This is a genomic window from Acinetobacter sp. TY2, from assembly GCF_046269225.1.
In the GTDB taxonomy this organism is placed as follows: domain Bacteria; phylum Pseudomonadota; class Gammaproteobacteria; order Pseudomonadales; family Moraxellaceae; genus Acinetobacter.
Map to the genome: position 1 here is coordinate 32,012 of NZ_JBJZOR010000021.1, position 24,631 is coordinate 56,642.

At 37.6% G+C, this 24,631-nt stretch carries 23 protein-coding genes; 6 read left to right on the forward strand and 17 right to left on the reverse strand.

Annotation, left to right across the window (positions count from 1 at the left end):
- Positions 1-13 precede the first annotated feature (13 nt).
- From tsaB to ACK1JC_RS12810, 3 genes are all read right to left on the reverse strand, one after another.
- Positions 14-679: a tRNA (adenosine(37)-N6)-threonylcarbamoyltransferase complex dimerization subunit type 1 TsaB gene (gene tsaB / locus ACK1JC_RS12800; protein WP_409512260.1), complete on the reverse strand. Its 666-nt coding sequence runs from the start codon at positions 677-679 to the stop codon at positions 14-16.
- 190 nt (positions 680-869) lie between these two features.
- Positions 870-1,400 (reverse strand): gamma carbonic anhydrase family protein, encoded by a 531-nt coding sequence (locus tag ACK1JC_RS12805; RefSeq protein ID WP_409512261.1) that lies wholly within the window; start codon positions 1,398-1,400, stop codon positions 870-872.
- 121 nt (positions 1,401-1,521) lie between these two features.
- Entirely contained in the window at positions 1,522-2,136 is a 615-nt protein-coding gene (locus ACK1JC_RS12810) for a CoA pyrophosphatase (RefSeq protein WP_409512282.1), read from the reverse strand.
- A gap of 128 nt (positions 2,137-2,264) precedes the next feature.
- Here ACK1JC_RS12810 and ACK1JC_RS12815 point away from each other — a divergent pair, with 128 nt between their 5' ends.
- A complete protein-coding gene (locus tag ACK1JC_RS12815; RefSeq protein WP_409512262.1) occupies positions 2,265-2,813 on the forward strand; it encodes an NUDIX hydrolase in 549 nt (182 codons plus the stop codon).
- A gap of 112 nt (positions 2,814-2,925) precedes the next feature.
- Here the strand turns inward: ACK1JC_RS12815 and ACK1JC_RS12820 are convergent, their stop codons facing one another.
- The 6 genes from ACK1JC_RS12820 to ACK1JC_RS12845 form a co-directional block, all read right to left on the reverse strand.
- Positions 2,926-4,857: a hypothetical protein gene (locus ACK1JC_RS12820; protein ID WP_409512263.1), complete on the reverse strand. Its 1,932-nt coding sequence runs from the start codon at positions 4,855-4,857 to the stop codon at positions 2,926-2,928.
- Between the two features lie 14 nt (positions 4,858-4,871).
- Positions 4,872-6,236 (reverse strand): putative pilus assembly protein FilE, encoded by a 1,365-nt coding sequence (gene filE / locus ACK1JC_RS12825; protein ID WP_409512264.1) that lies wholly within the window; start codon positions 6,234-6,236, stop codon positions 4,872-4,874.
- Positions 6,236-7,900 carry an OmpP1/FadL family transporter gene (locus ACK1JC_RS12830; protein ID WP_409512265.1) on the reverse strand — a complete coding sequence of 555 codons (1,665 nt, stop codon included), beginning with the start codon at positions 7,898-7,900 and terminating at the stop codon, positions 6,236-6,238. Before ACK1JC_RS12830 ends, filE begins: the two co-directional genes overlap by 1 nt.
- A gap of 12 nt (positions 7,901-7,912) precedes the next feature.
- Positions 7,913-9,115: a hypothetical protein gene (locus ACK1JC_RS12835; protein ID WP_409512266.1), complete on the reverse strand. Its 1,203-nt coding sequence runs from the start codon at positions 9,113-9,115 to the stop codon at positions 7,913-7,915.
- Between the two features lie 47 nt (positions 9,116-9,162).
- Positions 9,163-9,996, reverse strand: a complete 834-nt coding sequence (locus ACK1JC_RS12840) for a C39 family peptidase (RefSeq protein WP_409512267.1) — start codon at positions 9,994-9,996, stop codon at positions 9,163-9,165.
- A 213-nt stretch (positions 9,997-10,209) separates the two neighbouring features.
- Positions 10,210-11,160, reverse strand: a complete 951-nt coding sequence (locus ACK1JC_RS12845; RefSeq protein ID WP_409512268.1) for a DUF6160 family protein — start codon at positions 11,158-11,160, stop codon at positions 10,210-10,212.
- A 246-nt stretch (positions 11,161-11,406) separates the two neighbouring features.
- On the opposite strand from ACK1JC_RS12845, the gene ACK1JC_RS12850 reads away from it, so the two are divergent.
- On the forward strand, positions 11,407-12,783 hold the full coding sequence (locus ACK1JC_RS12850) for an anthranilate synthase component I family protein (RefSeq protein WP_409512269.1): 1,377 nt from the start codon (positions 11,407-11,409) through the stop codon (positions 12,781-12,783).
- Between the two features lie 66 nt (positions 12,784-12,849).
- Here ACK1JC_RS12850 and hisC read toward each other — a convergent pair whose 3' ends face one another.
- The 8 genes from hisC to ACK1JC_RS12890 all read right to left on the reverse strand — a co-directional run bounded on the left by hisC (position 12,850) and on the right by ACK1JC_RS12890 (position 20,698).
- On the reverse strand, positions 12,850-13,941 hold the full coding sequence (gene hisC, locus ACK1JC_RS12855) for a histidinol-phosphate transaminase (RefSeq protein ID WP_409512270.1): 1,092 nt from the start codon (positions 13,939-13,941) through the stop codon (positions 12,850-12,852).
- A gap of 132 nt (positions 13,942-14,073) precedes the next feature.
- Positions 14,074-15,375 carry a histidinol dehydrogenase gene (gene hisD / locus ACK1JC_RS12860; RefSeq protein ID WP_409512271.1) on the reverse strand — a complete coding sequence of 434 codons (1,302 nt, stop codon included), beginning with the start codon at positions 15,373-15,375 and terminating at the stop codon, positions 14,074-14,076.
- 262 nt (positions 15,376-15,637) lie between these two features.
- Positions 15,638-16,342 carry an ATP phosphoribosyltransferase gene (hisG, locus tag ACK1JC_RS12865; RefSeq protein ID WP_409512272.1) on the reverse strand — a complete coding sequence of 235 codons (705 nt, stop codon included), beginning with the start codon at positions 16,340-16,342 and terminating at the stop codon, positions 15,638-15,640.
- Positions 16,342-17,607, reverse strand: coding sequence for a UDP-N-acetylglucosamine 1-carboxyvinyltransferase (gene murA / locus ACK1JC_RS12870; RefSeq protein WP_409512273.1), 1,266 nt, complete (start codon positions 17,605-17,607; stop codon positions 16,342-16,344). The genes hisG and murA overlap by 1 nt, the downstream gene beginning before the upstream one ends.
- 6 nt (positions 17,608-17,613) lie before the next feature.
- Positions 17,614-17,865 carry a BolA family iron metabolism protein IbaG gene (gene ibaG, locus ACK1JC_RS12875; protein ID WP_004830087.1) on the reverse strand — a complete coding sequence of 84 codons (252 nt, stop codon included), beginning with the start codon at positions 17,863-17,865 and terminating at the stop codon, positions 17,614-17,616.
- Between the two features lie 136 nt (positions 17,866-18,001).
- Entirely contained in the window at positions 18,002-18,589 is a 588-nt protein-coding gene (locus ACK1JC_RS12880; RefSeq protein ID WP_409512274.1) for a cold shock domain-containing protein, read from the reverse strand.
- A gap of 105 nt (positions 18,590-18,694) precedes the next feature.
- Entirely contained in the window at positions 18,695-19,057 is a 363-nt protein-coding gene (gene hpf / locus ACK1JC_RS12885; RefSeq protein ID WP_409512275.1) for a ribosome hibernation-promoting factor, HPF/YfiA family, read from the reverse strand.
- Positions 19,058-19,249: 192 nt separating this feature from the next.
- Entirely contained in the window at positions 19,250-20,698 is a 1,449-nt protein-coding gene (locus ACK1JC_RS12890; protein ID WP_409512276.1) for an RNA polymerase factor sigma-54, read from the reverse strand.
- A gap of 443 nt (positions 20,699-21,141) precedes the next feature.
- Here ACK1JC_RS12890 and ACK1JC_RS12895 point away from each other — a divergent pair, with 443 nt between their 5' ends.
- The 4 genes from ACK1JC_RS12895 (at position 21,142) to ACK1JC_RS12910 (ending at position 24,451) form a co-directional block, all read left to right on the forward strand.
- Positions 21,142-22,041, forward strand: a complete 900-nt coding sequence (locus tag ACK1JC_RS12895) for an amino acid ABC transporter substrate-binding protein (RefSeq protein ID WP_409512277.1) — start codon at positions 21,142-21,144, stop codon at positions 22,039-22,041.
- A 130-nt stretch (positions 22,042-22,171) separates the two neighbouring features.
- On the forward strand, positions 22,172-23,014 hold the full coding sequence (locus tag ACK1JC_RS12900; RefSeq protein ID WP_409512278.1) for an amino acid ABC transporter permease: 843 nt from the start codon (positions 22,172-22,174) through the stop codon (positions 23,012-23,014).
- 2 nt (positions 23,015-23,016) lie between these two features.
- On the forward strand, positions 23,017-23,694 hold the full coding sequence (locus tag ACK1JC_RS12905) for an amino acid ABC transporter permease (RefSeq protein WP_409512279.1): 678 nt from the start codon (positions 23,017-23,019) through the stop codon (positions 23,692-23,694).
- A gap of 13 nt (positions 23,695-23,707) precedes the next feature.
- Positions 23,708-24,451 (forward strand): amino acid ABC transporter ATP-binding protein, encoded by a 744-nt coding sequence (locus tag ACK1JC_RS12910; RefSeq protein WP_409512280.1) that lies wholly within the window; start codon positions 23,708-23,710, stop codon positions 24,449-24,451.
- Positions 24,452-24,631: the final 180 nt, after the last annotated feature.

Here is a 24,631-nt window from a genome sequence, read left to right on the forward strand (position 1 = left end):
ATATTCTATAAAATTATGGTTTGCCTTGATCTGCAATTTTTTTCCATGCGTTATCACGTAAATAGACCGGCAATGCCATTTCAGCACTTAACCATTGCTGTTTTTTTGCCAATGCACGTGCAATTGTCGCAATATCATCCGCATGGGCAGTAATCTGCGGGTATGATTCCAAATCAGCCTTAATTAAAGCTGAACCTGAACCGATTATTGTAAATTTTTGATACGTTGCACCTTGAACATAATCCAGCATTTTTTCTTCATCGATGGCTTGCATAATGTTTTGATCATCAAGCTGATAACTTGCCATATAGACTTCTTGCATGCGCGCATCAAGTACCGCAGTCACTTCACGTAAACCAAGTTCACGATATGCAGCTTGCGCCAATGCTTGCAATGTTGAAACAGGTATTACAGGCAAATCATTTGCCCATGCCAATGCTTGTGTCACTGCTGCATTAATGCGCACACCACTAAAAGAACCTGGTCCACGACTAAATGCAATCGCAGTTAAATCGGTAAGTTCCGTTTGTGTTTCCTGCAAACCTTGCTCAATTAACGGTAAAATCGTCTGAGTTTGTGCCTTTGCTCGTAGATCACACTGAAAATAAAGTGTCTGATCTTCATCGACTATTGAAACAGAACACTGCTCATTAGCAGTTTCCAGTGCCAGCAATTTCATGCACAACCCTACTTCACTTTGAAAATGCCGTCCATGATACTCCACTCATTTTAATCCTGCGAGAATTTCTCAAAATATTCCTTGTTTAGCCGATTAAACACAAAGATAAAAAAGCCGATCTGTGAATTCCACATCATCGGCTTTTTGATTTACGCTGTTTTAGGTCATTTTTTGCTGAGCTTGATTCTATTTAAAATTCAAATTTTTCTAAATTAACAAAGTCTTTAAAATGTTCTGCATAATGCATTGCGCTTAGTTTCAAACGAACTTCTGCTTGATCATCTAAAGTACGAATCACTTTTGCAGGCGAACCGACCACAAGTGAATTGTCAGGAATCACCATTCTTTCAGGTACCAACGCATTGGCGCCAATAATACAGTTTTTTCCAATTACTGCGTTATTCAGTACGACAGCATTGATACCAATCAAGCTGTTATCACCAATAGTACAGCCGTGTAGCATCGCTTGATGTCCAATGGTGACATAAGCTCCTATATTTAGCTCAATACCTGCATCGGTATGCAATACAGCATTTTCTTGCACATTACTAAAGTCACCAATGCGAATTACGGAATTATCACCACGAATCACTGCGCCAAACCAAATATTTACTTTTTGCCCCATTTCCACCTGACCAATAACGGTCGCATTGTCTGCGACCCAACCATCCCATGGTTGATGAAGTGCTTTTGGTGAATGTCCTTTATAGGTATACATCATAACTTTATGCCTCGAATACGTTCCTGTATCAATACGATTTTTTCATTCACCGTACTCTTCCATTGTGCCCTTTTGATATATTGATAATTTAAACCACACTTAGATAAATCAAAATATCGTGCTATTTTTTATTTAAAATTTTAGATTGAAAACTTGGTGAATTCAGTAAAAATGGCCAATTTTTTTGATGATTAAGCCCATATTGAAACAATGAAATAAGAATACGAGCCGTTAATCCCCAAATGATCTCATTTTCAATTCTTAAGCTTGGAAAATAAACCAATTGATGTGCCAAACGTACCTCATACGGAATGGGCTTTGCATCCATTAATTTTTGTAAAGGTGCATAAAAGATGCGATCAATTTCAGTCGGCTGAGCAATCAGTTGGACATTTGCAGGAATCAATCCCACAACGGGTTTAACCGTCATACCACTCTTAGCAAGTTCCATGGGTAAATCGCCCAACAATTTGACATCAAAAGGATTTAAGGCTGTTTCTTCCCATGCTTCACGCAGTGCAACCACAATATTACTGGTATCGGAGGGATCACGTTTTCCACCGGGAAAAGAAACTTCACCTGCATGATTATTAAGATAAACCGAGCGGCGTGTTAGCAATACCTTAGGATCAGCTTCATCTGTAATGGCAATTAGAACAGCAGCTTTTGCGGGGTGTGTTCGTTTAGCAAAACGGAGTCTTTGCTGTAAAACTTGTGTCAGTAAAGCATCCTGCATTCTTTCCCTCATCGCCATTTTCTTATTCTTTTAATATCATATATGAAATTTCATGTATTCGGCTATAAATGATGCGAAATAAGCATTTTTACGCTATGCTGAGTCATCATCTTTGGTTCATGAAGCTTATGAGTTTTTGCACAACATGCGGTCATAAAACAATAGAAAAAATTCCTTTAGGTGATCAAAAAATTCGAAAGGTATGTACACATTGCGCAACAATCGATTATGTCAATCCTAAAGTCATTTGTGGTTCACTTGTTCTTTGGGACAACAAAGTTCTACTGTGTCGCCGTGCCATTGAGCCGCGCTATGGACTGTGGACATTGCCCGCAGGTTATATGGAATTACAAGAAACGATGGCACAGGGTGCAGCACGTGAAACCCGTGAAGAAGCCGAAGCCGAAGTCAGCATCGGTGAATTATACTGTATGTATGACATTCCACGAATAGGACAAATTTATGTACTATTCAAATCTACACTCATTGATGGTCAATTTGGTGCAGGTGATGAAACCATTGAAAGTCGCTTATTTGAAGAACACGAAATTCCATGGGGTGACCTGGCATTTCCAAGTGTAGAACGCACTTTACGCCATTATTTTGCAGATCAAAAAACGGGAAGCTTTCCAATGCATTTAGAAACTTTAGGTTCTCGTTTAGATCATACAGGCTAATTGAGTTAATTAAATGTTATAGAGACTTTTTATAAATATATTTTCATATTGACTCAATCAAGCAAATAAAAAACCATCCGAAAGGATGGTTTTTTATAATAATTAAATTTTATTATTTAGTTTTCACAGTATAACAAGATGGTAAATCAATGGTAATAATACCACTCGTACGTTTTGCTAACTCTTTTTGTTCAGCAGTTACCTTCTTTTCGTTATCTTTGACTGAGTTATAAACAACCTGCGACATCGCTAACAAATTCCCCCACTCAGCATTAGTCGCAGCTGCACCATCCCAACCTGTAATATTAATACCTGCTGACACATTACCTACAATTAAATTTTGTAGATTTAAGCGCACACCACCAGAGCTATAAGATGTTATTTTTCCTGAACTATCCTGTGGCAAGAACATCAGACTTTCATTTAAACCTATCAATGCACCATCAATATTACCAAATGCAGGATTTGCTAAAATCATACGAATGGTCAATGATTTATCACTAACGCCAAAGTTTGCAGCCCCTGTTGTACCCACACGATATTGCTGTACACCATTAGTGTCTTTATAAGTTGAATCATCAACACTCACACATTCAGCCGATGACATATCATTTACTGTTGCATTACGTCCAATATTGGTTCGAATATCACCATTTTCATCAACAACAATACCCAATTTAACATCAGAAACTGACGAATCGCTAAACTTAAAAGTCAGATTTGCATACAATGGGAATATATACTTTTCACCTGATTTCACATTATTAATCGTGCTAAAAACCTGTTTATCAAGATAGGTTGCAGGGTTAGTTTTATATATATCAATTGAACCTGTCAATTGTTCATTGCCAGCAGATTGTCTCCAACGACCATAGACTGAATTATCCGTCGGTGCTTTAGTATCCCCTGTAATTTGCTTGTACATAAACTCAGTACCAGGAATAGTCATACCATTTAGTAAGGCACCTTGATAAATTTCAAGTCGATCCGCAATATTCGATGGTGACTGTAAAACAAATGGTGTTCCAATTTTTTTCGTAAATGAATTAATCCAATTACTTGTACCTTGAGCATTTAATTTATTTGGTACACTCTGTGTCAATAAATTAATTCGACCAATCGTGCTAATAATATTTTCACCCGTTGTTACAGGCTTACCCATCCATTGCACAGCATAACCTGTAGAAAAACCTTGACGATTAGTCAGTGCGTAGAGATTTGCAATAGATTCAATACCACTTCCAGATGTAGTTGTACCAAAGAAGCCACCTAGATCGACACTACCTTGTTTAATTGCAAGGAAATTTGCAGTATACAGCCCCACATCAGATAAATTGATTAATTGTACTGCGACTTTTTCAGCAGCTTGTTGATCAATCGCTCCAATATTCAACCATGGTTGTAAAATATTGACATAACTGCCATCAAGGAAATTTTTTACATCAACATCCGATGCAATTTTACTTAGATTATTCTTCAATTCATTGGTCAGTTCGATGGGTTGAACATCACCTTCAACACTTGCATCCTGAGCGGTTCCAACCGCTTGCATAACACGAACCAATCCAACCATGACTTTGAATGTATCATCATTCATATTCATTTGTGTTGGTGCTTTACCAGTCATTGCTGTAGCAATATCAATCAGCCCAATTGCTGCGGGCTGTCCTGTCACTTTCAGTGGACGTATTTTTGTAAGATCAACCACACCTAAAGAAATTTTACGTGACGTTTGCGTACCTTGAATATAAAAACTCGCTTTATCACCGACAGCACAACCACCCGACGCCAAACCACCATCCATTTCTGTAATAAAATGGTTTTTAGTATCTGTACTACAGTCAAAGTTCAAGCCTTCAACAGGATAATCAACATAGAATGCTAAACATTTTTCAGATGAATCACTACAACCATTCGTGGTCGTAACCACACCTTTGTTGGGATCTTCAAAAATTGTTGCGCTTTCACCACCACCGCCACATGCAGCCAGTGCAGAAACTAAACCTGTTAATGTAAAAGGTAAAATATATTTTTTATTCATCATTCTCTTCTCATCACTTAGCGAATAACGCTAAGCTTAATTTGTCCCTGATTTGTTAATTGCATATTTTCAGCATCCACTGCTGCAGAAAGTGGCGTCATAAACATATATGATGCCGTTTCTGGCTTTTTCAGAATACCTTCCATTGCAGCATGTTGCATATTGTTTTCGTCAAGATTTTGATTTTTAAAACCACTAACGCCTTCAACCACGCAACCTTTTTGATCTAAAAAGACCACTAAAGGCCAATAATAACTTGGCGATTTTTGTGACGAAGCATAAGAGGTCAATAAAACATTTTCGACCTGTTGATCAAGCTTGACCACTTCATAAGCAAAATCATCTTTGATTGGCGCAACAGGCCAAAATCCGATATCCTTATTTTTTAAATCTAATATCTTTGCCTTTGTAACTTTTTTATCCGTAAAACAAGCTTTTTGTAGCGACTCAACAACTTCTGTTTTAGGCAAACGATAATACGTTGGCGATAAGGCAATTGTCTTAGCAATTTCAGGCTTCTGTTTCTGAATTTTTTCAATCAATGAATGACCAAGACCTTTTTCTCTCTCTACAGTTTCAACATGATGACCCGCACCTGATGAACCTGCTTCAGGCATGATATAAAAACGCTTTTTACCTTCCAAATTAAATTCACGTTCTTCTAAATATTCATTATTTACATACTGAACACCATCAATTTCAACAAAGTTATTCGGCTTTTGATCGTCTTGTGATTGAATTTTTTCATCTACTTTTAACGCTTGTTGAGTTTGAGTAAATTGTGTTTCAGCTTGCTTATTTACCAATAAAGACGTCTGTTTTACATCACTGTGTATAACCTGTGTCGATGAAGTCGTAGATGGCTGATCTGACTGATTTACTGATATAGGAGTATTTATTTTTTCAGTCACGATTGGCTGTGGCTCTTTACGAGTTGCATCTACTTTTTCAAATACTTCAGCTTTTTGAGTCGTTGGAACAACAGCTACTTTGGCAACTGCGACCTGATCAACTTTTTTAGCGGAGTTTTCTTTATTTAAAGCCTGTTGCTGAGTTGATGCTGACTTGTCGATATTTTGAGTTTGTTCAACGACAGATTGCGCTTTTTGCGGAAGGTTTGAAATATTGCGTTGTACTTGATGAACATCTTTTGACTGAACATTCGCATTTTGGATTTTTTCAGATATTACTTTTTCAGGTGTTTTTGTTATTTGAGGAACATCTGATTTTTTTTTCGATGTTCGCTCAGGAACCACCATTGGACGTCCATCAGGTCCAATAATGGTATAAAACCCTGCACCTACAGCCGTGGCACAAACTCCTGTTAACAGGAGTAATGCCAAAGGTGTATGTCTAAATATTTTTTTTAACATCAATGCCATTACCATCTCGTTCTATAGTTCAGACCCAAAATTGTAACTTTTGTATTGGTTTTTACATCCATACCTGCATAAGGATTCAATAACAGATTACCTACGCCAGTTTGGTTGGACATACTACTCGTATTGGCTGGAATATTATCTCGGCTACGTAAAAAAGCTAAAGATAGATCAATATCTGTATCTTCATCAAAACGATACCCTAAGCCCAAACCAAACAATTGCGCATTGTTAATTGGAACCATCGTATTACGCTTATCATCTGGAATCGCACTAGCACGAGGTTCATAACCTGCACGTAATTTCAAACGATCTGTTGCTGAATATTCTAGACCAACGCCCCAACTCCATGGTGATTGGAAGCCAAGTGGTAAGGCTAAAGATGTATCAGTAACATCATTAGACAAAAGTTTCGCAATTTTTAATGCCGAAATTTGTCGATCAAATTCAAATTTGAATTTTTCCCATGCTTTAAAATCTGTCCAACCCAAGTCAAAATTCACTTGTAAATCAGGTAAAATTTTATATTTTATCCCAGTTTGAAAATGCGCAGGATATTCAAGATCCATTGCAATTAAACCCGACTCTGTTGGCGGAACATAGCCTGGAAAACCTAAAATAGCTGCAAGAATTTGCCCTGTTGCTGACTGATTGAGACCTTTGATTAATTCTCGTGGTGCATTGGCATTATCAATAAAGTATTTACCTTTCATCCGCATTTTTGCAGAACTTTGATAAACCATACCAAAACCGAACTCGTCCGTTGGTTCCCACATTAACCCTAAATTATAACTTGGGCTGAGACTTTGCTCCATTTGGACTTCCATTTGTCCAAACTTACCAAATGGATTCATCCCCTCATCGGCATTACATAAACCGAACAAAAGTAAGTTAATAATTTCATTGGAATCATTTCTAAATGGTGCACAAACAGATTCATCTACCATCCGTAGTACGCCAATCATTTCATTGGGGAAACGTAAGTCCGTTTTCAATGCAATTGCATTGTATGACATCCCAATAGATGCACCTATCGAAAGCTCATCACTGACCTGATAAGCAATAGATGGCGATAAATAAGTAATACGCTCAATGGCAACCTGCTGCCCCATAAAATTACCAGGGTTACCATTTTCAGAACCAAAACCGGCAACCATTGGTGCATAAGCTGCTGTTGCATAAGTCAATTTAGAGCCAGGGGGATTATATGACACACCACCCGTTGGCGCCATTACTGGCCAACCCGCACCTAAATCTACAACCTTCTTCAAAATTGGAATATATAAGCTTGCATATTCTACATCACCATGAACAGAATCTTTGAAATCTGTACACAAGCTTGATGGATTATCTGGACTATCATTACAAATTAATGGGTCATCAGAAAAACCAAAAACGTTATAGCCTGCAGGTGCTGAAAATTCACGTTGCACATCAAAATTTGCAATTAGCCCCTGTACATCCGTCTGCAAACCTTTCAGTTTAGTTAGAGCTGCTGGGTTAAAATGAATGGCACTAATGCCAGGAGGGTCTGCGGTAACTGCATTCCCCATAGTTAAAGATCGAACATCAACAGACAAGTTTAAGCCCAAATGTGCAAAAGCTTGTGTCGTGCATCCCGTTAATAAAATTGCAGAAACCAACGGGCGTAAGCGTATGTTTTTCATACCAAACCCCTATTAGCTTGCTTTTTTCTTACCAAATCCAAGAATATCAAGTGGGAATGATAACCCCAATGACACATCAGGAGAATCTTCTGTCAAGCCAATGCCAAGTGTTCCATTGACAATTGTTTCAGGACTTACACGTACACCCAATGCAATAGAAAACATTGAGCTCGTTTGGTCTGCACTGTCGTACGATTCGCCATTGGTATAAGTAAATGATGTGTTGGTGTTAAAGGATTGTTGATATGACATTGTCATGGATACGTCATAGTTAAATGAGTATGCAAAACCAAATGAGAAACCTGCTGTAATCCCTGGTTCGAATTCATCGAGGATACGGACTGTGTCGCTACCTGGACCACCACGAACTTGATTTAAACCTGTTTCTTTAAAACCATAATTTGCAGATGCTGAAGCAAACAAAACGACAGGATCAATATACTTACGTGTACTTGCACCTATACCTGCTGAATAATAACCTTTACCTGTTGATAGATCCGTTATTGGATTAATCTCATAAGGGCTGTCACCTGTTTTAGTCGATAAGCTACCAAATAAGATTAAAGGTAAGCGATCATTTTTAAGTGGAAATGGCTCCCAACGTGCGCCAAAATTAATATCGCCCAAACCTGCTGTTGTGGCATCTTTCATTTTGTCTGATTTAGCAATCAAGGGTACAGACGCACTAAACGTTAAATTATCAAGTACACCATATTGAAATGAAAATGTATTGGTAATGGTATGACTTGCATCTTCATCCACACGTAATTGATATAAACTACCCTCATTCATTGCCGCATTAATTTGTGTATCACGGTAATAAGAATAATCTAAATCATAAAATGTTGAAATTTCACCCTTTTTAATTAAAGAGTATTGACGCTCATTTGAGGTAAAAACTTCTTGAAGGTTGGTTTCTTGTGTTGCATCACCTTCTTGTTTTTGTAATGCATTTGCAGCCTGACTACCCTCTACAGGTTTAAGTGAAGGTGTTTCATCTTTATTGATGGTGACTTTATCTGCAACTGGTGCAACAGCGTCTTGTGTTGCTGTTTTTACATCACTAACCGTATCCACAACAGCTTCGCTAGCAACATCCGTTGCTTCTTCTGCAACTGCATCGACAGCATTTTCCTCATTGGCTGCATAAGCACCACCCATGACCAATTGAATGCTTATCGCTAGCAGTGTTCTTTTCATCCATTGATTATTCATTTTATTCCCTACCAAAGAATTTGATTATCTAATTTTTAATCGATCTTTTATTTACGTTTATAATAGAGTCGCATATAGGTTGTAATTGGCTGACCATACGTCTCTGAGTTCTTATCTTGGTCAATGACTCTTCGCATGGTTGATGCTTTATCTGCAATTTTATTCATATAATCCGTTGAAAATTGCGCATCAACCAACGCATAACGATTGATTGTTGCATCATCAACATGTCTTAGATCTGCATCTTGTAGGGCAAGCATATCTTTACGTTGCCCTTCTTCGACATTAATAATAAATAATGTATTATTTTCCCAAATTTCTTTGAATCGCTCTTGATCGAAACTGATGTTACCGAGGGCAGGATCGGCAACATATACTCGACCATCCTTATAAGCTTTAAAAACAACGAAATGTTTAAATCCAGCATAGGAAATAGGTACAATAGCAGGTTGTTTTTGATTAACTAAATCGGAAAACTCACCTTTATAGCCATTACTCTGCAATCCAACAGCCGTGACAAATCGTTTCATATCGAGCAATGAAAAGCTTCGACGTTCTACAATTCGTTCATACTCACCAAATTTGAGCAAACCTTCCATCGTTTGCTGTTCGGTCAAATTCGTTCCAACATAACCATTGAGTAAAGTAGTTAATGCCGCTGAACCACAACTATAGTCATAAGCCTGACGAACGATGCCACGAAATTGATTTTCAAGCGCAGGTTTAATTTCTACTGCTTCACGATGATATTTTGAAAAAGCCTTATCTCTTGAGTCTGCAAGTTCTGTGTAATAAACAGCTTGAGCAGGCTTTTCTTTGATGTCTAATGCATGGCTGGCAAAATAATAAATTAATGCCGAACCTAAAGTAATCTCTAACATAATTTTAACTATTCTAGTATCGGCAATCAATTTGCCTAAAGTGTTGATTTTATTTTTAGAGTAAACACTCTACGTCCCTGTGACTAGAAGATACCTTCTTTTCCAAAAAAATACAGCTAATTTTTTGACTACTTCATCATTATCGTATTTTTAAGTAAAAAAAAGCGCGTGGACTCACGCGCTTTTTTAATTTATCTAGACTATAAACAAAACTTAGTGACCAGAGATTGTAATCTTAGCACCTGGATCAGTCATAGCAGCGCCATTAAATACTTTCATGCCAGAAATCGCAACATCACCAATTGAACCAGAACCTACACCAGTACCAGGCGTAGCAGCTACAGCACCTGATTTAGGAACAAAACCAGTACCGCCACCTAATACTACTTTAGTGATATAAATATCTGTAGAGCCCTTCATTGCAGTAATTGCAAGACCTTGTTTAGTTACAGCCACATCAGCATCTAATGCTAAATCATTACCAACTGTATCTTTAATTTTGATACCACCCAATACGATGTAACCACCACCACCAGTTGATGCATCTTTAATCGCTAGATCTTTAATTTCAAGACCACCAGTCATAGAACCAGCAAGCTTAATCATTGCGCCTTGCGGTGTGTTACCCAATTGGATAACAGCGTTCATTTTACCTGTTTTCAGGCTTAAACCACTTAGAATTTCAGCACTAGCTGTACCAACAGTATATGCACCCGCAGTACCAGCTGCATCATTAACTTCAATTTTACCTAACTCAATATCAAGACCAGACACTGCAGCAGCAACGTTTAAGAATGGTTCTCCTGCACCACCATCAGTATCAATAGTCAAATCAGCTAAGTTTCCAGAAGCCAACATACGAGTAGTATCTAAAGCACCCGCAGAAGTATGAGGTGCACTAAGAACAACATTATTTAAAGTGATTGCACCTGTTGTAGCAGTACCACCAAAACCTGGAGCACCAGCAGCACCAGCAGCAGCCAAACCATCACCATCAAAAACGTGAACTTTAGCAATATCTACCTTAGAGATACCAATACCGATAGAAATACCATCTTGACCTGTTGTTGCGCTCAATGCAGCATCATCCATAGCTTGCATAGCCATTGCATTTGAACTTACAGCTACTGCAGAAACTAAAGCAAGTTTAGTAAATAATTTCATGTGTACTCTCCCAAGAGCATTTTTTTTCATTTTTAACCACTCTCCGCCGCTCCATGTTGTTTTTATTTTTTTACAACAGAAGCATCAATCCTTGAGTAATCCGTTTTGCCTTTTTAAATTAACTCCATGTTGTTTTTTGTTCAACTGCTGTTCATCAAAATCAGTAACTAACCGACAAACGGCAATTACTGTGACTACATCGTGAAAGTAAGATAAAATTATAGAAACTCTGATATTTTGAATGTAATGCCAAGCTCTTCCTTTTTTAATCTTTTATGCCCATTCGATGATCTAGATGTTGCATTCATCTTACAACGCCTTTCATCACTCACAGGCTGTGTCTATTTAGCAAACAACAATATGCCTGTAATTGCATTTTCACCCGTATCTTATTGTATTAAAAAAAGTAATTTTAAAGCCCTACATTATGTTCGCGATCATCAATCAGAATATACGCAAACTGCATTGCAAGATCTTAAATCTTTTATTGATATTGATCTGACGAAAAATTCACAAAGTTTTGATGGTTTTAACGGTGGTTATATCGGTTTTTTTGATTATAATTTTTCTGCAAATCAACAAATACACAATCAACATCGACAACAACCTACGTTTTTTTTAGGTCAATATCTCACGTTTTTACGCTTAGAAAATAAAAAATGGATTTTTTATAGCACAGAAGAAAATGCAGAAGAAATTTTCAATCAAATCAATTTTTTAATTTTTCAAAAACCAACATCAAGCTCTTTATTTTCAATGATGACACCCTGTCAAGCACGTTGGGATAAGACACAATATCTACATGCTTTTGAGCAAGTTCAAGAGTACATTCAAGCGGGGGATTGCTATCAAATTAATCTAACACAAGAATTTACTGCAAAAACATTAGGAAATTTGCTTGATACAGCACAAGACTTGTGGAAACTCACCAATGCACCTTATGCAGGTTATCTCAAAATTGATGATTTTGAATTGCTCAGTTGTTCACCTGAATTATTTATTGACTTTGAAAGTGAAAGAAAAATTGTTACTAAACCGATCAAAGGCACAATGCCTCGCTATGTTGATCCAATTTTAGATAAGCAATCTAAACAAATATTAAAGTCATCGAAAAAAGATCAAGCTGAAAACGTGATGATTGTAGATTTACTGAGAAATGATCTCAGTATTTATGCTGAAACAGGCACGGTAAAAACACCAAAACTCTTTGAAATTGAAAGTTTTAATCAAGTTCATCACATGGTCAGTGAAGTCACTGCAACATTAAAATCAGATATTCATCCTGTTGATGTGCTGTTGTCTGCACTACCAGGAGGATCAATTACCGGTGCACCTAAAATTCGTGCGATGGAAATTATTGAAGAACTTGAAGGCGCTCCTCGTGGTGCATATTGCGGTTCAATGGGTTATTTTAATTTTGATGGTACAGGTAGTTGGAATATTTTAATTCGCTCTGTCCAAAAGTATCAAGATGAACTTTCAGTTTGGGCTGGTGGTGGAATCACCATTGCCTCCGATGGTGAAGCTGAGTATCAAGAATGTTTTGATAAAGTTTCTGCCATATTGGATTTACTCAATACATGGTATCAACCTAAATCTTCAGATAAAAAAAGCGAATCCTAAGATTCGCTTTTTATCCCTGCTCTTCTCTCTTGCGCCAATAATGGCTCAGCGTTAGGGGAGATTAGATCAAAATATCGTTTTCAAGGTATCCACTAAACGTTGATTTTGCTCATCTGTGCCAATGGTAATACGCAAAAATTGATTGATTCGTGGTTTATTGAAGTAGCGTACAATAATACCTTGTTCACGTAATTGACTCGCCAATTCACCTGCATCATGTGATGGCAATGTTACAAAAATAAAATTAGCTTTAGAAGGTAAAACTTTAAATCCAAGCTCAGTCAATTGAACTGTTAATTTGTCACGACTTTCGATCACTTTCTTATTTTGCGCTTCAAAATAGGCTTGATCTTCAAATGAAGCGACAGCAGCAGCAATGGCAAAACGATCTATTGGGTAGGAATTAAAACTATTCTTTACCGCTTCAAGTGCCGCAATTAAGTGCGGTTGTGCAATAGCGAAACCAACACGCAAACCTGCCAATGAGCGTGATTTAGACATTGTTTGACATACGACCAAATTATCGTATTTTTCAACTAAACTAACAGCGGATTCCGCACCAAAGTCTACATAAGCTTCATCAATTAAAACTACCGAATCAGGATTGGCTTGCAACACTTCTTCAATTGCAGATAAACCAAGTGCAATACTGGTCGGTGCATTTGGGTTGGTAATGATAATCCCGCCATTCGGCTGTTTATAGTCATTAACTTCTATTTCAAAATCATCATTTAACGGCAAAATTTTAGTTTTTTCTGCAATGCCAAAAAACTGACTATAAACAGGATAAAAGCTATAGGTAATATCTGGATATAGAATCGGTTTTTCTTGCACAAAAAATGCTTTAAAAATGTGTGCTAATACTTCATCTGAACCATTACCAACAAAAACATTTTCCACATCGACATTCTGCTGTTTAGCTATCGCTTGTTTCAAAGCTGTCGCATCAGGGTCAGGATATAGACGCAAAGCATCTGCTGAATTTTCCAAAACAGCTTGTACCGCAGCTACAACATTTGGTGATGGCGGATACGGATTTTCATTGGTATTTAGTTTTAAAATATTTTGAATTTTCGGTTGTTCGCCAGGTACGTACGGATCTAATTCACGTACATCAGGGCTCCAAAAACGCATTTTTTCGGGGGTAATATTTGACATTTTATTTTCTCTTATTGCCCCTCTCCTAACCTCTCCCTGAGCCGTATATGGCGGAAGAGAGAGTTCTTTCATATTATAAAAGTTCCTTCTCCATTCAGGAGAAGGCTAAGGAGAGGCTTAAATACTTTTTAATTACTGATAACGATATCTTGCCGATCTCGCATGTGCATCCAGATTTTCCTGCTGTGCAAGAATATCGGCAGTTTTCGCAAGCGGTTTCACACCCTGCTCAGAACACATGATCAAGCTCGAACGCTTTTGGAAATCATAAACGCCAAGTGGCGAAGAGAATCGTGCTGTACCCGATGTTGGTAAAACATGGTTAGGGCCTGCACAATAATCACCAATTGCTTCTGGCGTATAACGTCCCATGAAAATTGCACCTGCATGACGAATGCTTTCGGACATTTTTTCTGCTTCATCTAAGCAAAGCTCCAAATGCTCAGGTGCAACTTGATTAATTAAATCAATCGCTTCTTGACGATTTTTCACCAAAACCAATGCACCGCGGTTTGCAATAGAAGTACGTGCAATTTCTGCTTTTGGTAATTCTGCTAAATGTGCTTCAATTGCTTCCGCAACGTCATTTAACAGCTGTTCATCGGGTGTAATAAATACTGCTTGTGCAACAGTGTCATGTTCAGCTTGTGACAATAAGTCCATTGCTAACCATTGCGCATTATTTTTACCTTCTGCATAAACCAAAATTTCAGAAGGTCCTGCAATCATATCAATACCGACTTGACCAAACACTGCACGTTTTGCTGCTGCAACAAAACGATTCCCAGGCCCTGTGATTTTGTCGACTTGTGGAATGGTTTCAGTTCCATAAGCCAAGGCTGCAACTGCTTGCGCACCACCAATAGTAAATACACGATGTACGCCTGCCAAATATGCTGCTGCCAATACCAATGGATTTAAATCACCATTCGGTGCAGGAACAACCATAATAATTTCTTGCACGCCTGCAACATGTGCGGGAACCGCATTCATCAATACTGAAGATGGATACGATGCTAACCCCCCTGGTACATAAATACCAACACGGTCAAGTGGTGTCACTTTTTGACCTAAAGTATTACCCAACTCATCAACATAAGACCAACCGTCTTGTTTTTGCGCTTGGTGAAATGTACGAATACGGTTGGCTGCCATTTCCAAGGCTTCACGTACTTCTGTACTTAACCCATCAAACGCTGTTTTAAGTTGCTCTTGTGTCAGTTCTAAATCTGAGAATTGATGTGCTGGATGTCGATCGAACTGTTGGGTGAGTTTCAATACATGTGCATCGCCATGTTGGCGTACGTCTGCAATAATTTGGTCTACTGTTTTTAACAGCTCAGGATCACTCACGGTTTCAAAAGCCAACAAGTCAGCAAAAACTTGCTTAAAGTTCTGCTCTTGAGTCGATAAACGGCGCATCAATTTACCCACAAGGTTAATTTGTAAAGATTGAGTTTACCTTGTTTTGTCTATCTTGTGGGCAAGTTCATTCAGGCATTTCTCTATTAGTTGATGGAAAATTACGCTCATTTTCATTGAAAAGTCAGGTTAATGATTTCAAATGATTCTATCTCTGCTATTTCATTTTAAATGGATTCAAGCTTTCTCTTACATTAATGAATCAATTTTCATTGTAGGATTAAAATTCAGACCATAAAAAACCGCCCTAAGGCGGTGATTTAATCTGCAAATTTTATGTAGCTAATTTCTTCGCTTCACGCTCTGCAACCGCTTTTTCAAGCTGTGCAAGAATCGGGTTCAACAAAGTTTGCTTACGTTTAAAGCTCGCTTTATTGACAATCAAACGTGAAGATACTTGGCAAATTTCTTCTAATGGCTCAAGACCATTGGCACGAAGCGTATTTCCAGTATCTACCACATCGACAATGTAATCACCCAAACCGACCAATGGCGCTAATTCCATTGAACCGTAAAGTTTAATTACATCAACTTGCTCACCTAGGCTTGCATAATATTGACGTGTTAAATTGACATATTTAGTGGCAATTTTCAGACGACCTTTCGGACGAACCATGCCAACTTTACCTGCTGTCATTAACTTACACACAGCAATTTTTAAATCTAATGGTTCATAGACATTTTGCGCGCCATGTTCCATCAAGACATCTTTACCCGCTACACCAATATCTGCTGCACCATTTTCAACATAGGTCGGTACATCAGAGGCACGTAATATTAGAATACGTACATGTTTGTGTGTGGTTGGAAAAATTAACTTACGAGATTTATCTGGATCTTCCAATAAGTTAATTCCAGCCGTTTCAAGCAAAGGTAACGTTTCTTTTAGAATGCGCCCTTTGCTCAATGCCAACGTTAAACCATGATCAAAATTGCCCATTACGTCAAAATTTGGATCATCGTTTCTCATATCGCTCATTAACTTGTCTCGCTCACTCGCTGAATTTGGACACCTAAGCCCTGTAATTTCGCTTCAATATCTTCATAACCACGATCGATATGATAAATACGGTCAATGGTTGTTTCCCCGTCAGCCACCAAAGCAGCCAAAACTAAGGAGAATGAAGCACGTAAATCTGTTGCCATAACAGGTGCAGCAGATAGTTTTTCCACACCCGTCACAATCGCATCATTACCATCAACCTGAATGTTTGCACCCATACGCGCTAACTCAGGAACGTGCATAAAACGATTTTCAAAAATCGTTTCAGAAATTGTCGCAAAACCACGACCAATGGCATTCACTGCCATAAGCTGTGCTTGCATATCTGTTGGGAATTCTGGATGTGGTAAAGTTTGAAAACTCACGGCTTTTGGACGTTTACCCATCATATCAAGTTCGATCCAATCATCACCACGAGTAACTTCTGCACCCATTTCTTCAAACTTATCTAAAACAGCTTCAAGTAGGTTTGGATCTGTATGTGTAGTTTTAACTTTTCCGCCTGTAATTGCAGCCGCAGCTAAATACGAACCTGTTTCGATACGATCTGCAACCACTGAATATTCACAGCCATGTAGGCTCTCAACACCAGTCACAACCAAGGTGTCTGTGTCTAAACCTTCAATTTTCGCACCCATTTTAATGAGCATTTGCGCAAGATCAGTAATTTCAGGTTCACGTGCTGCATTACGAATTGTCGTTACACCATCCGCCAAAACAGCCGCAGTTAAAATATTTTCTGTACCGCCTACAGTCACCATATCAAAGATGACTTCACCACCTTTTAAGCGACCATCGACTTTAGCAAGGACATAACCTGCTTCAACCTCAATTTCTGCACCTAATGCTTCTAAAGCTTTTAAATGCTGATCGACTGGACGTGAACCAATGGCACAACCACCTGGCAATGATACTTTTGCACTACCATAGCGCGCCAACAATGGACCAAGCACCAAAATAGAGGCACGCATAGTTTTTACTAATTCATAAGGTGCAAACTGATTATCGAGTGTAGAGGTATCTGCAACAACAGTATCGCCCTCATAACTCATGGTGATACCTAGACCACCAATCAATTTAACAAGCGTTCGAACATCTTTAAGATCTGGAACGTTTTTAAGGGTAATTGGGCTATCTGCAAGAATCATTGCAGCCAATAAAGGTAGAGCGGCATTTTTCGCACCAGAAATACGAACTTCACCGTCAATTTTTGCACCGCCTTGAATGACAAATTTATCCATTGACGCTTAAGCTCCAAACATACTGGCTTTGCGCCATTCTTCTTTAGTCATTGCACGAATAGTTACCGCATGTACTTCACCACTCGCAATATATGAGTTAAGCGGTGCATAAACAGCTTGTTGACGAGGAACAGGACGTTTTCCTTCAAATTGATCATCGACAATACGAAGATCAAATTTACCTGCTTGTCCACTGACAGCAACTTCTGCATCAGGAAAAGCCGCTTTTAAAATTTCAGTGAGCTGTTCACTATTCATTGCAAAGACCTCATTATGGGACTGACAGTGTAAAAACCGAGTATTTTACTATAAGTTCTACTTAAAATTCATCATTCAGTACATTATTTATCAATAAAAATGCAGACCAGAGTAATTCAAATCAATAAATCCAGATTTACCAACGTGAATCATTTTCACATGGCTCACCATCATGATTGCCATCCATTTTTGTGCCAGGACAATTTCGTACAAACCAACGTGCTTCTTCTCGTGAATTCATCTGAGAACAATGTACCCGCCCATCGCAACGATAATTGTTTGGATTTAAATTGGTAGGTTCTGCAATTTGCTGAATAGTAGCAACAGGCTGATTTGCTAACTGAACACGCTGATATTTCCCATATAGCATATAAACAAGCCCAACAATGACCAACAATCCGATTACAGTCATTCCTAAACCACTACCTGAACTTGATTTCTTGTTATTTCTACGCTGTGTAATATTCTTTCGGGCATTCGCACGACTCTGTGGCGTATGTCTTTCAGCTTCACTCTGAATATCTAAGCGAACAATATTTTGTGCTTTAGATTTCCCTTGATCATCAACAATACGAAACTTAAACCGCTCGCCTTGTTTAGGCTCAATATCACGGTTTGGGCAATCTGTAATATGAAAAAATACTTCTTTTTTTTGACCATCAACTGAAATAAAACCAAATCCTCGTTCAGCATTATAATTTTTCACGACCCCATCAACAAACATAATTGACTCTTTTCATTCATTTTATTTAAAAAAAAATGATTATAATCATATAAATATAAAAAGAGGCTCTTTTGCCTCTTTTTATTTTAGTGAATTTAAAATATTTTAAATTAATTGCAGATCTTCTTCTATAAATGGTTGAAAATTACTTTGCGCCTGTCCCTGAATATCTCGATGTCGCTGTAATTGTCTTTTTAATTTTTCTGTCAACTGTGTAATTGAACTATACATATCATCGGCTGAAGCCTGAGCAAACAACTCTACTCCAGGCAATCTAACGATAGCTTCAGCAATATGATTACCACTACCTTTTCTTGAAAGCTTATCCAACTGATGATCTTTACTTAATTTCACCTGCACACTATTGACCTGATCAAGATGCTTGGTCATTTGAGCAAATTTTTCTCGAATTGTATTTTCAATAGCAGGCGTAATACTTAAATGATGTCCACGAATTGTCATTTGCATAAAGCGATCCCTCTCCCTATTAGGCTCTGAAATGTCTTAACCAAAACAATTCCATGACAGAAACATTGCAAAAATTATGCTCAATTCTATATCGACATCATGTAATCATTTCAGTTACTCCAAAAAACAAAAAAGGCTCATTATGTCGTGAATTCGTCATAATGAGCCTTTAGAATACTCACATTTTAAATTTTAGATCAAGACTTTTCTGTCTGATGATGATGGAATATGTAACGACTCTCTATACTTGGCAACAGTACGCCGAGCAACATCAATTCCATCCTCTTTCAATAAGTTAGCAATAATATTATCAGACAATGGCTTACGCGGATTTTCATCGGCAATCAATTTTTTAATTTTGGCGCGAATGGCTGTTGATGATGCCTCACCTCCAACCGTTGTACTCACGTGACTTGAAAAGAAATATTTCAATTCAAATAAACCACGCGGTGTAAGTAAAAATTTATTGGTCGTTACTCGAGAAATTGTTGACTCATGTAATTCAACTTCATCTGCTACATCTCGTAAAATTAAAGGCTTCATGCCTTCCGCACCAATTTCCAAAAAATCACGCTGATGTTTCACAATACATGTTGCGACTTTAAGTAAAGTTTTATGGCGCTCATCAACACTTTTAATAAAGTTTTTAGCTTCAAGCATCTGATTACGCAAGTATTGATTATCATCACTTTGATCTGCTCGACGAATCATGCCTGAATAATATGGATTGATCCGAAGTTTAGGCATAACATCAGGATTCAACTGCACATGCCAATGCCCATCTTTCTTCATCACAACTACATCGGGAATTTGATAATCTGAATCTTTATTTTCAAATTCCATACCTGGATAAGGCTTTAAAGTCTTCAGTAAATCTATTGCTGAACGTAATATTTCCGCATTTAAGCCTGTTTGTTTAATCAATTTATTTAAGTCGTTAGTAACCAAAAGTCCATAATGTTTGAGTAGCAATATCGCCTCATTTCGAAATGGCTCAAGCTCTGATAATGACTCAACTTGTACCATTAAACATTCAGCCAAATTTCGTGAACCAATACCAATCGGATCAAGCCGTTGAATCAGTTTTAATACTGCAATAACTTCGTCTTCTTCAACGTCATAATCCATTTGCTCAAGTAAATGTTGTACTGAAGCTATAATTTCTTCAATTTCAGCATCTAAATAGCCTTTTTCATCTAGAGCATCCACAATACAATAAGCAATTAAGCGATCAACTGGCGAAAAATGCAATAAATTAATCTGTTCAAGCATGTGTGACTTTAATGAAACATCGCCCTGACGATTGTCCTCTCGCTCTTCAAATTCAGGTCGCTCCATCGCACTTGATTGATGAGTATAAACATCATCCCAATCCGTATCGACAGGTAATTCATCTGGTAGATGATCCGCATTTAAAGATTCTGATAGTTCTTTTTCTTGTTGCTCTTCTTTAATCGTATCCAAACTTTCCATGGAATGATTTTCTTCTTCCAGTTTTTCCAATAATGGATTGCTATCGAGTTGAATCTGAATTTCTTGCTCTAATTCTAAACTTGAAAGTTGAAGCAAACGAATGGCTTGTTGCAATTGTGGTGTCAACGACAATGAATTCGCAACTTTTAAACCAATCGATAACTTCATAAAAGCGCCTTTAAATTAATTGTTATGCAAAAAATATGCCTATTTTATTTTTTATAGCATAACAATTCATATTTTTACATCTTAATTCACTTTTTTTATAAAAATATGTATATCGAGTTATTTAAAAAATTAAATCATCATCACATTAATAAATGTTACTAAAGAGCCTATGTTCTCAAATAAATATAAAACCCTCTTGTTATTTTTCATTTCGAGAATAAAAATATCCTACCAAAATTTTGAGATCTAAATCACACAACCAAAAAGTAAATATATTACTTTTTAACCTTTACATATTCAAAATTCGAGTATAAAAATAGAAACTATAAGAAATAGATGATGGATCATATTTCTACAATAGGCACATTGGCATAAATTATGCTTAATTTAAAATATAAGCTAATCACAATTTGCCAAAACTAAATAATGATGGAGACATGAAAATGAAGCAGTATTCGACAAAAATTTTAACCACCGCATTAGGCGTTCTTATCGCGGGTGGAGCATTTTCACAAGTTCAAGCAGCAGATACCATTTCAAAGATTAAACAATCAGGCAAAGTTATTATAGGATATCGTGAATCTTCCGATCCTATTTCATATGTGGTTGGTGGAAAACCAATGGGCTATGCTATTGATATTTGTAATAACTTTGCGAATGAACTCAAAAAATCTTTAAAGCTTCCAAATTTAAAAGTCGAATACAAACCAGTAACGTCATCGACCCGTATTCCTGAAATGTTAGCGGGTAACATTGATATGGAATGTGGTACGACAACAAATTCTATTTCACGTCAGCAACAAGTTGGTTTCTCAACCAACTACTATGCGACTGAAGTTCGCATGGCTGTAAAAGCAAATTCTCCGATTAAAACCATTGCTGACTTAAATGGTAAAGCCGTTGTGACGACACAAGGAACAACCTCTGACAAATACATCAAAATGGGTGAGAAAGGTCAAAAAGTAAATGTCAATAATGTCTATGGGAAAGACCATTCTGACTCATTTGCAATGGTTGCCTCAGGTCGTGCTGCAGCCTTTGTGATGGATGACAACATTCTTGCAGGACTCATTGCCAAATCTTCAAATCCAAAAGAATTTAAAATTGTCGGCCCTGTATTATCTTCTGAACCATACGGCATCATGATTCCAAAAGACGATCCTGCATATAAAGCGATTGCTGACCGTGTCGTTACAGGCATGTGGAAAAATGGTCAAATGGCTGCACTATACAAAAAATGGTTCTTATCACCAATTGCACCAAAAAATGTCAATATGAATATGCCTATGAGTTCATCTTATAAAGCTCTCATGGCAAAACCAACAGATGCCGGAATTAATTGATTGATCTAATGTGCAAATAAATCGCATTTTATATTTTTTGCACTATATTAGAACAATCATCGGTAGGTCAAAACATTAACCTGTTTTGACCTCTCATTATTTTATAAAAATACAATTATAAGGAGCACACATGTCTGTTGGCTCACTCAATTGGACAGCATATTGTCTTCCTTCCAACGAATATGCAATGGATAAAGCCGCTTGGGCTGAATCCATCTGTAAAGTTATCGGTGGTGAAAGTTACTCCCCTGTTGCTGAAGCCCCGACTTGGCTACAACTCCTAGGTTCAGGTGTTTGGACCATGATTTGGACAGCACTGATTGCCTTTATCATCGCATTCACACTTGGCTCACTCATTGGCATTCTCCGCACATTACCCAATAAAGGATTAGCTTTTATTGGTACATGTTATGTCGAGTTGTTTCGAAATATCCCATTGATTGTGCAATTATTTTTTTGGGCATTCGTTTTTCCCGAGCTCCTTCCACTTAGCCTCAGTACAGGTAGTGGAGAAATGGTCAATGGTGGTTGGTGGCAAAATATTTTAAATGATAAACCTGCCGTGATCGGTGTTTTTGCACTAGGACTGTATACGGCTGCACGAGTTGCAGAACAAGTTCGTGCAGGGATCAATACCGTATCACGTGGACAAAAAAATGCAGCCTATGCGATGGGTTTTAGCCAAAGCCAAAGCTACCGCTATGTAATTTTGCCTGTTGCCTATCGTATCGTTTGGCCAACGCTAACTTCTGAAGCAATGAATGTCTTTAAAAACTCAGCCATTCTCTATGCGCTAAGCATCTTAAACTTCTTTGCTTATACTAAAACTATGCGAGAAGAAACTTCTCAGGATATTGTCATTCTGATTCTCTCAACACCCGTTTATTTAGTCATCACCTACTGTATTAAATACTTTATGGCATGGATTGAAAAACGAATGTCCGTACCTGGACTTGGTTCGGGAGGTAAATAATCATGGATTTTAGTATTTTACAAAATCAGGATGTCATAGATACATTGATTGCAGGTTTCAAATTTACAGCAACCGTAACGATACTTTCTATCATTGGCGGGATTTTAATTGGTACACCACTAGCAATGATGCGTCTCTCGAATAATAAAATTGCGAGCAACTTTGCAAAATTTTATGTCGATTTCTTTCGTGGCGTACCATTAATTCAAGTTATTTTTATCTTCTATTTTCTATTACCTAAATTTTTCGATTTTCAATCGGATATTTATTATGGCCCATTATTTTCAAGTGTCGTTACTTTTGCCATTTTTGAAGCGGCTTTTTTCTCAGAGATTGTCCGTTCAGGTATTCAATCTGTTTCCAAAGGTCAGGTCAATGCAGGTTATGCCCTCGGCTTTACCTATGGCCAAACCATGTCAAATGTCGTTTTGCCACAGGCATTTCGTAATATGTTACCAGTCATTTTGACCCAATCTATTGTTCTGTTCCAAGATGTTTCATTGGTTTATGTGATTAGCGCACCTGACTTTTTAGGCAATGCAAATACACTCGCCAATACTTACGGTTCAGAAACTAAAGCGACATTTTATCTCATTGTTGCGATTGTCTATTTCTGTATATCCTTTGCGCTATCACGCCTCGTGAAGCATTTACATCAAAAAATCGCAATTATTCGCTAATAGGAGAATCAATATGCCAATGATAGAAATACAACAAATCTCAAAATGGTATGGAGATTTTCAGGTTTTAACCGACTGCACTACATCCATTGAAAAAGGCGAAGTTGTCGTTGTTTGTGGACCTTCAGGTTCAGGTAAATCAACTCTGATTAAAACAGTCAATGCACTAGAACCATTCCAACAAGGCAATATTGTTGTCGATGGTACAACACTGAAAGATCCTAATACCAATTTAGCCCAATTTCGCTCACGTGTAGGCATGGTTTTTCAACACTTTGAACTCTTTCCACATATGACCGTACTTGATAATCTTATGATTGCACAAGTAAAAGTCCTCAATCGCCCTAAAGAAGAAGCACAGAAAAAAGCACTTGAATATCTTGATCGTGTCGGGCTAATTGCTCACAAAGATAAATTTCCAGGTCAACTTTCAGGTGGTCAACAACAACGTGTCGCTATTGCACGCGGACTGTGTATGGATCCTGTCTGTATGCTATTTGATGAGCCAACCTCTGCACTTGACCCGGAAATGGTCGGTGAAGTCTTAGAGGTCATGACTCAACTGGCAAAAGAAGGAATGACCATGATGTGCGTAACTCATGAAATGGGCTTTGCACGAAAAGTTTCAAGTCGCGTAATATTCATGGATCAAGGAAAAATTTTAGAAGATTGTGCAACAGATGACTTTTTTAATAAACCTGAAGAACGCCACGAACGCACGAAGTTTTTCTTAGAAAAAATTTCAATGGTGCATTAATCTCATATTTAAAGAATAAATAAAAAGCAGATCAGACGATCTGCTTTTTTGTACGTAAAAACTTACAAAGACTACCGTAATTAACATCTGTTCCGATTTTATGATCAATCGTATTCTACTTGTATAGGGAACAGGAAGTTTCCCAGACAAAAAACAACAATAATTGGTCTGATTAACAGG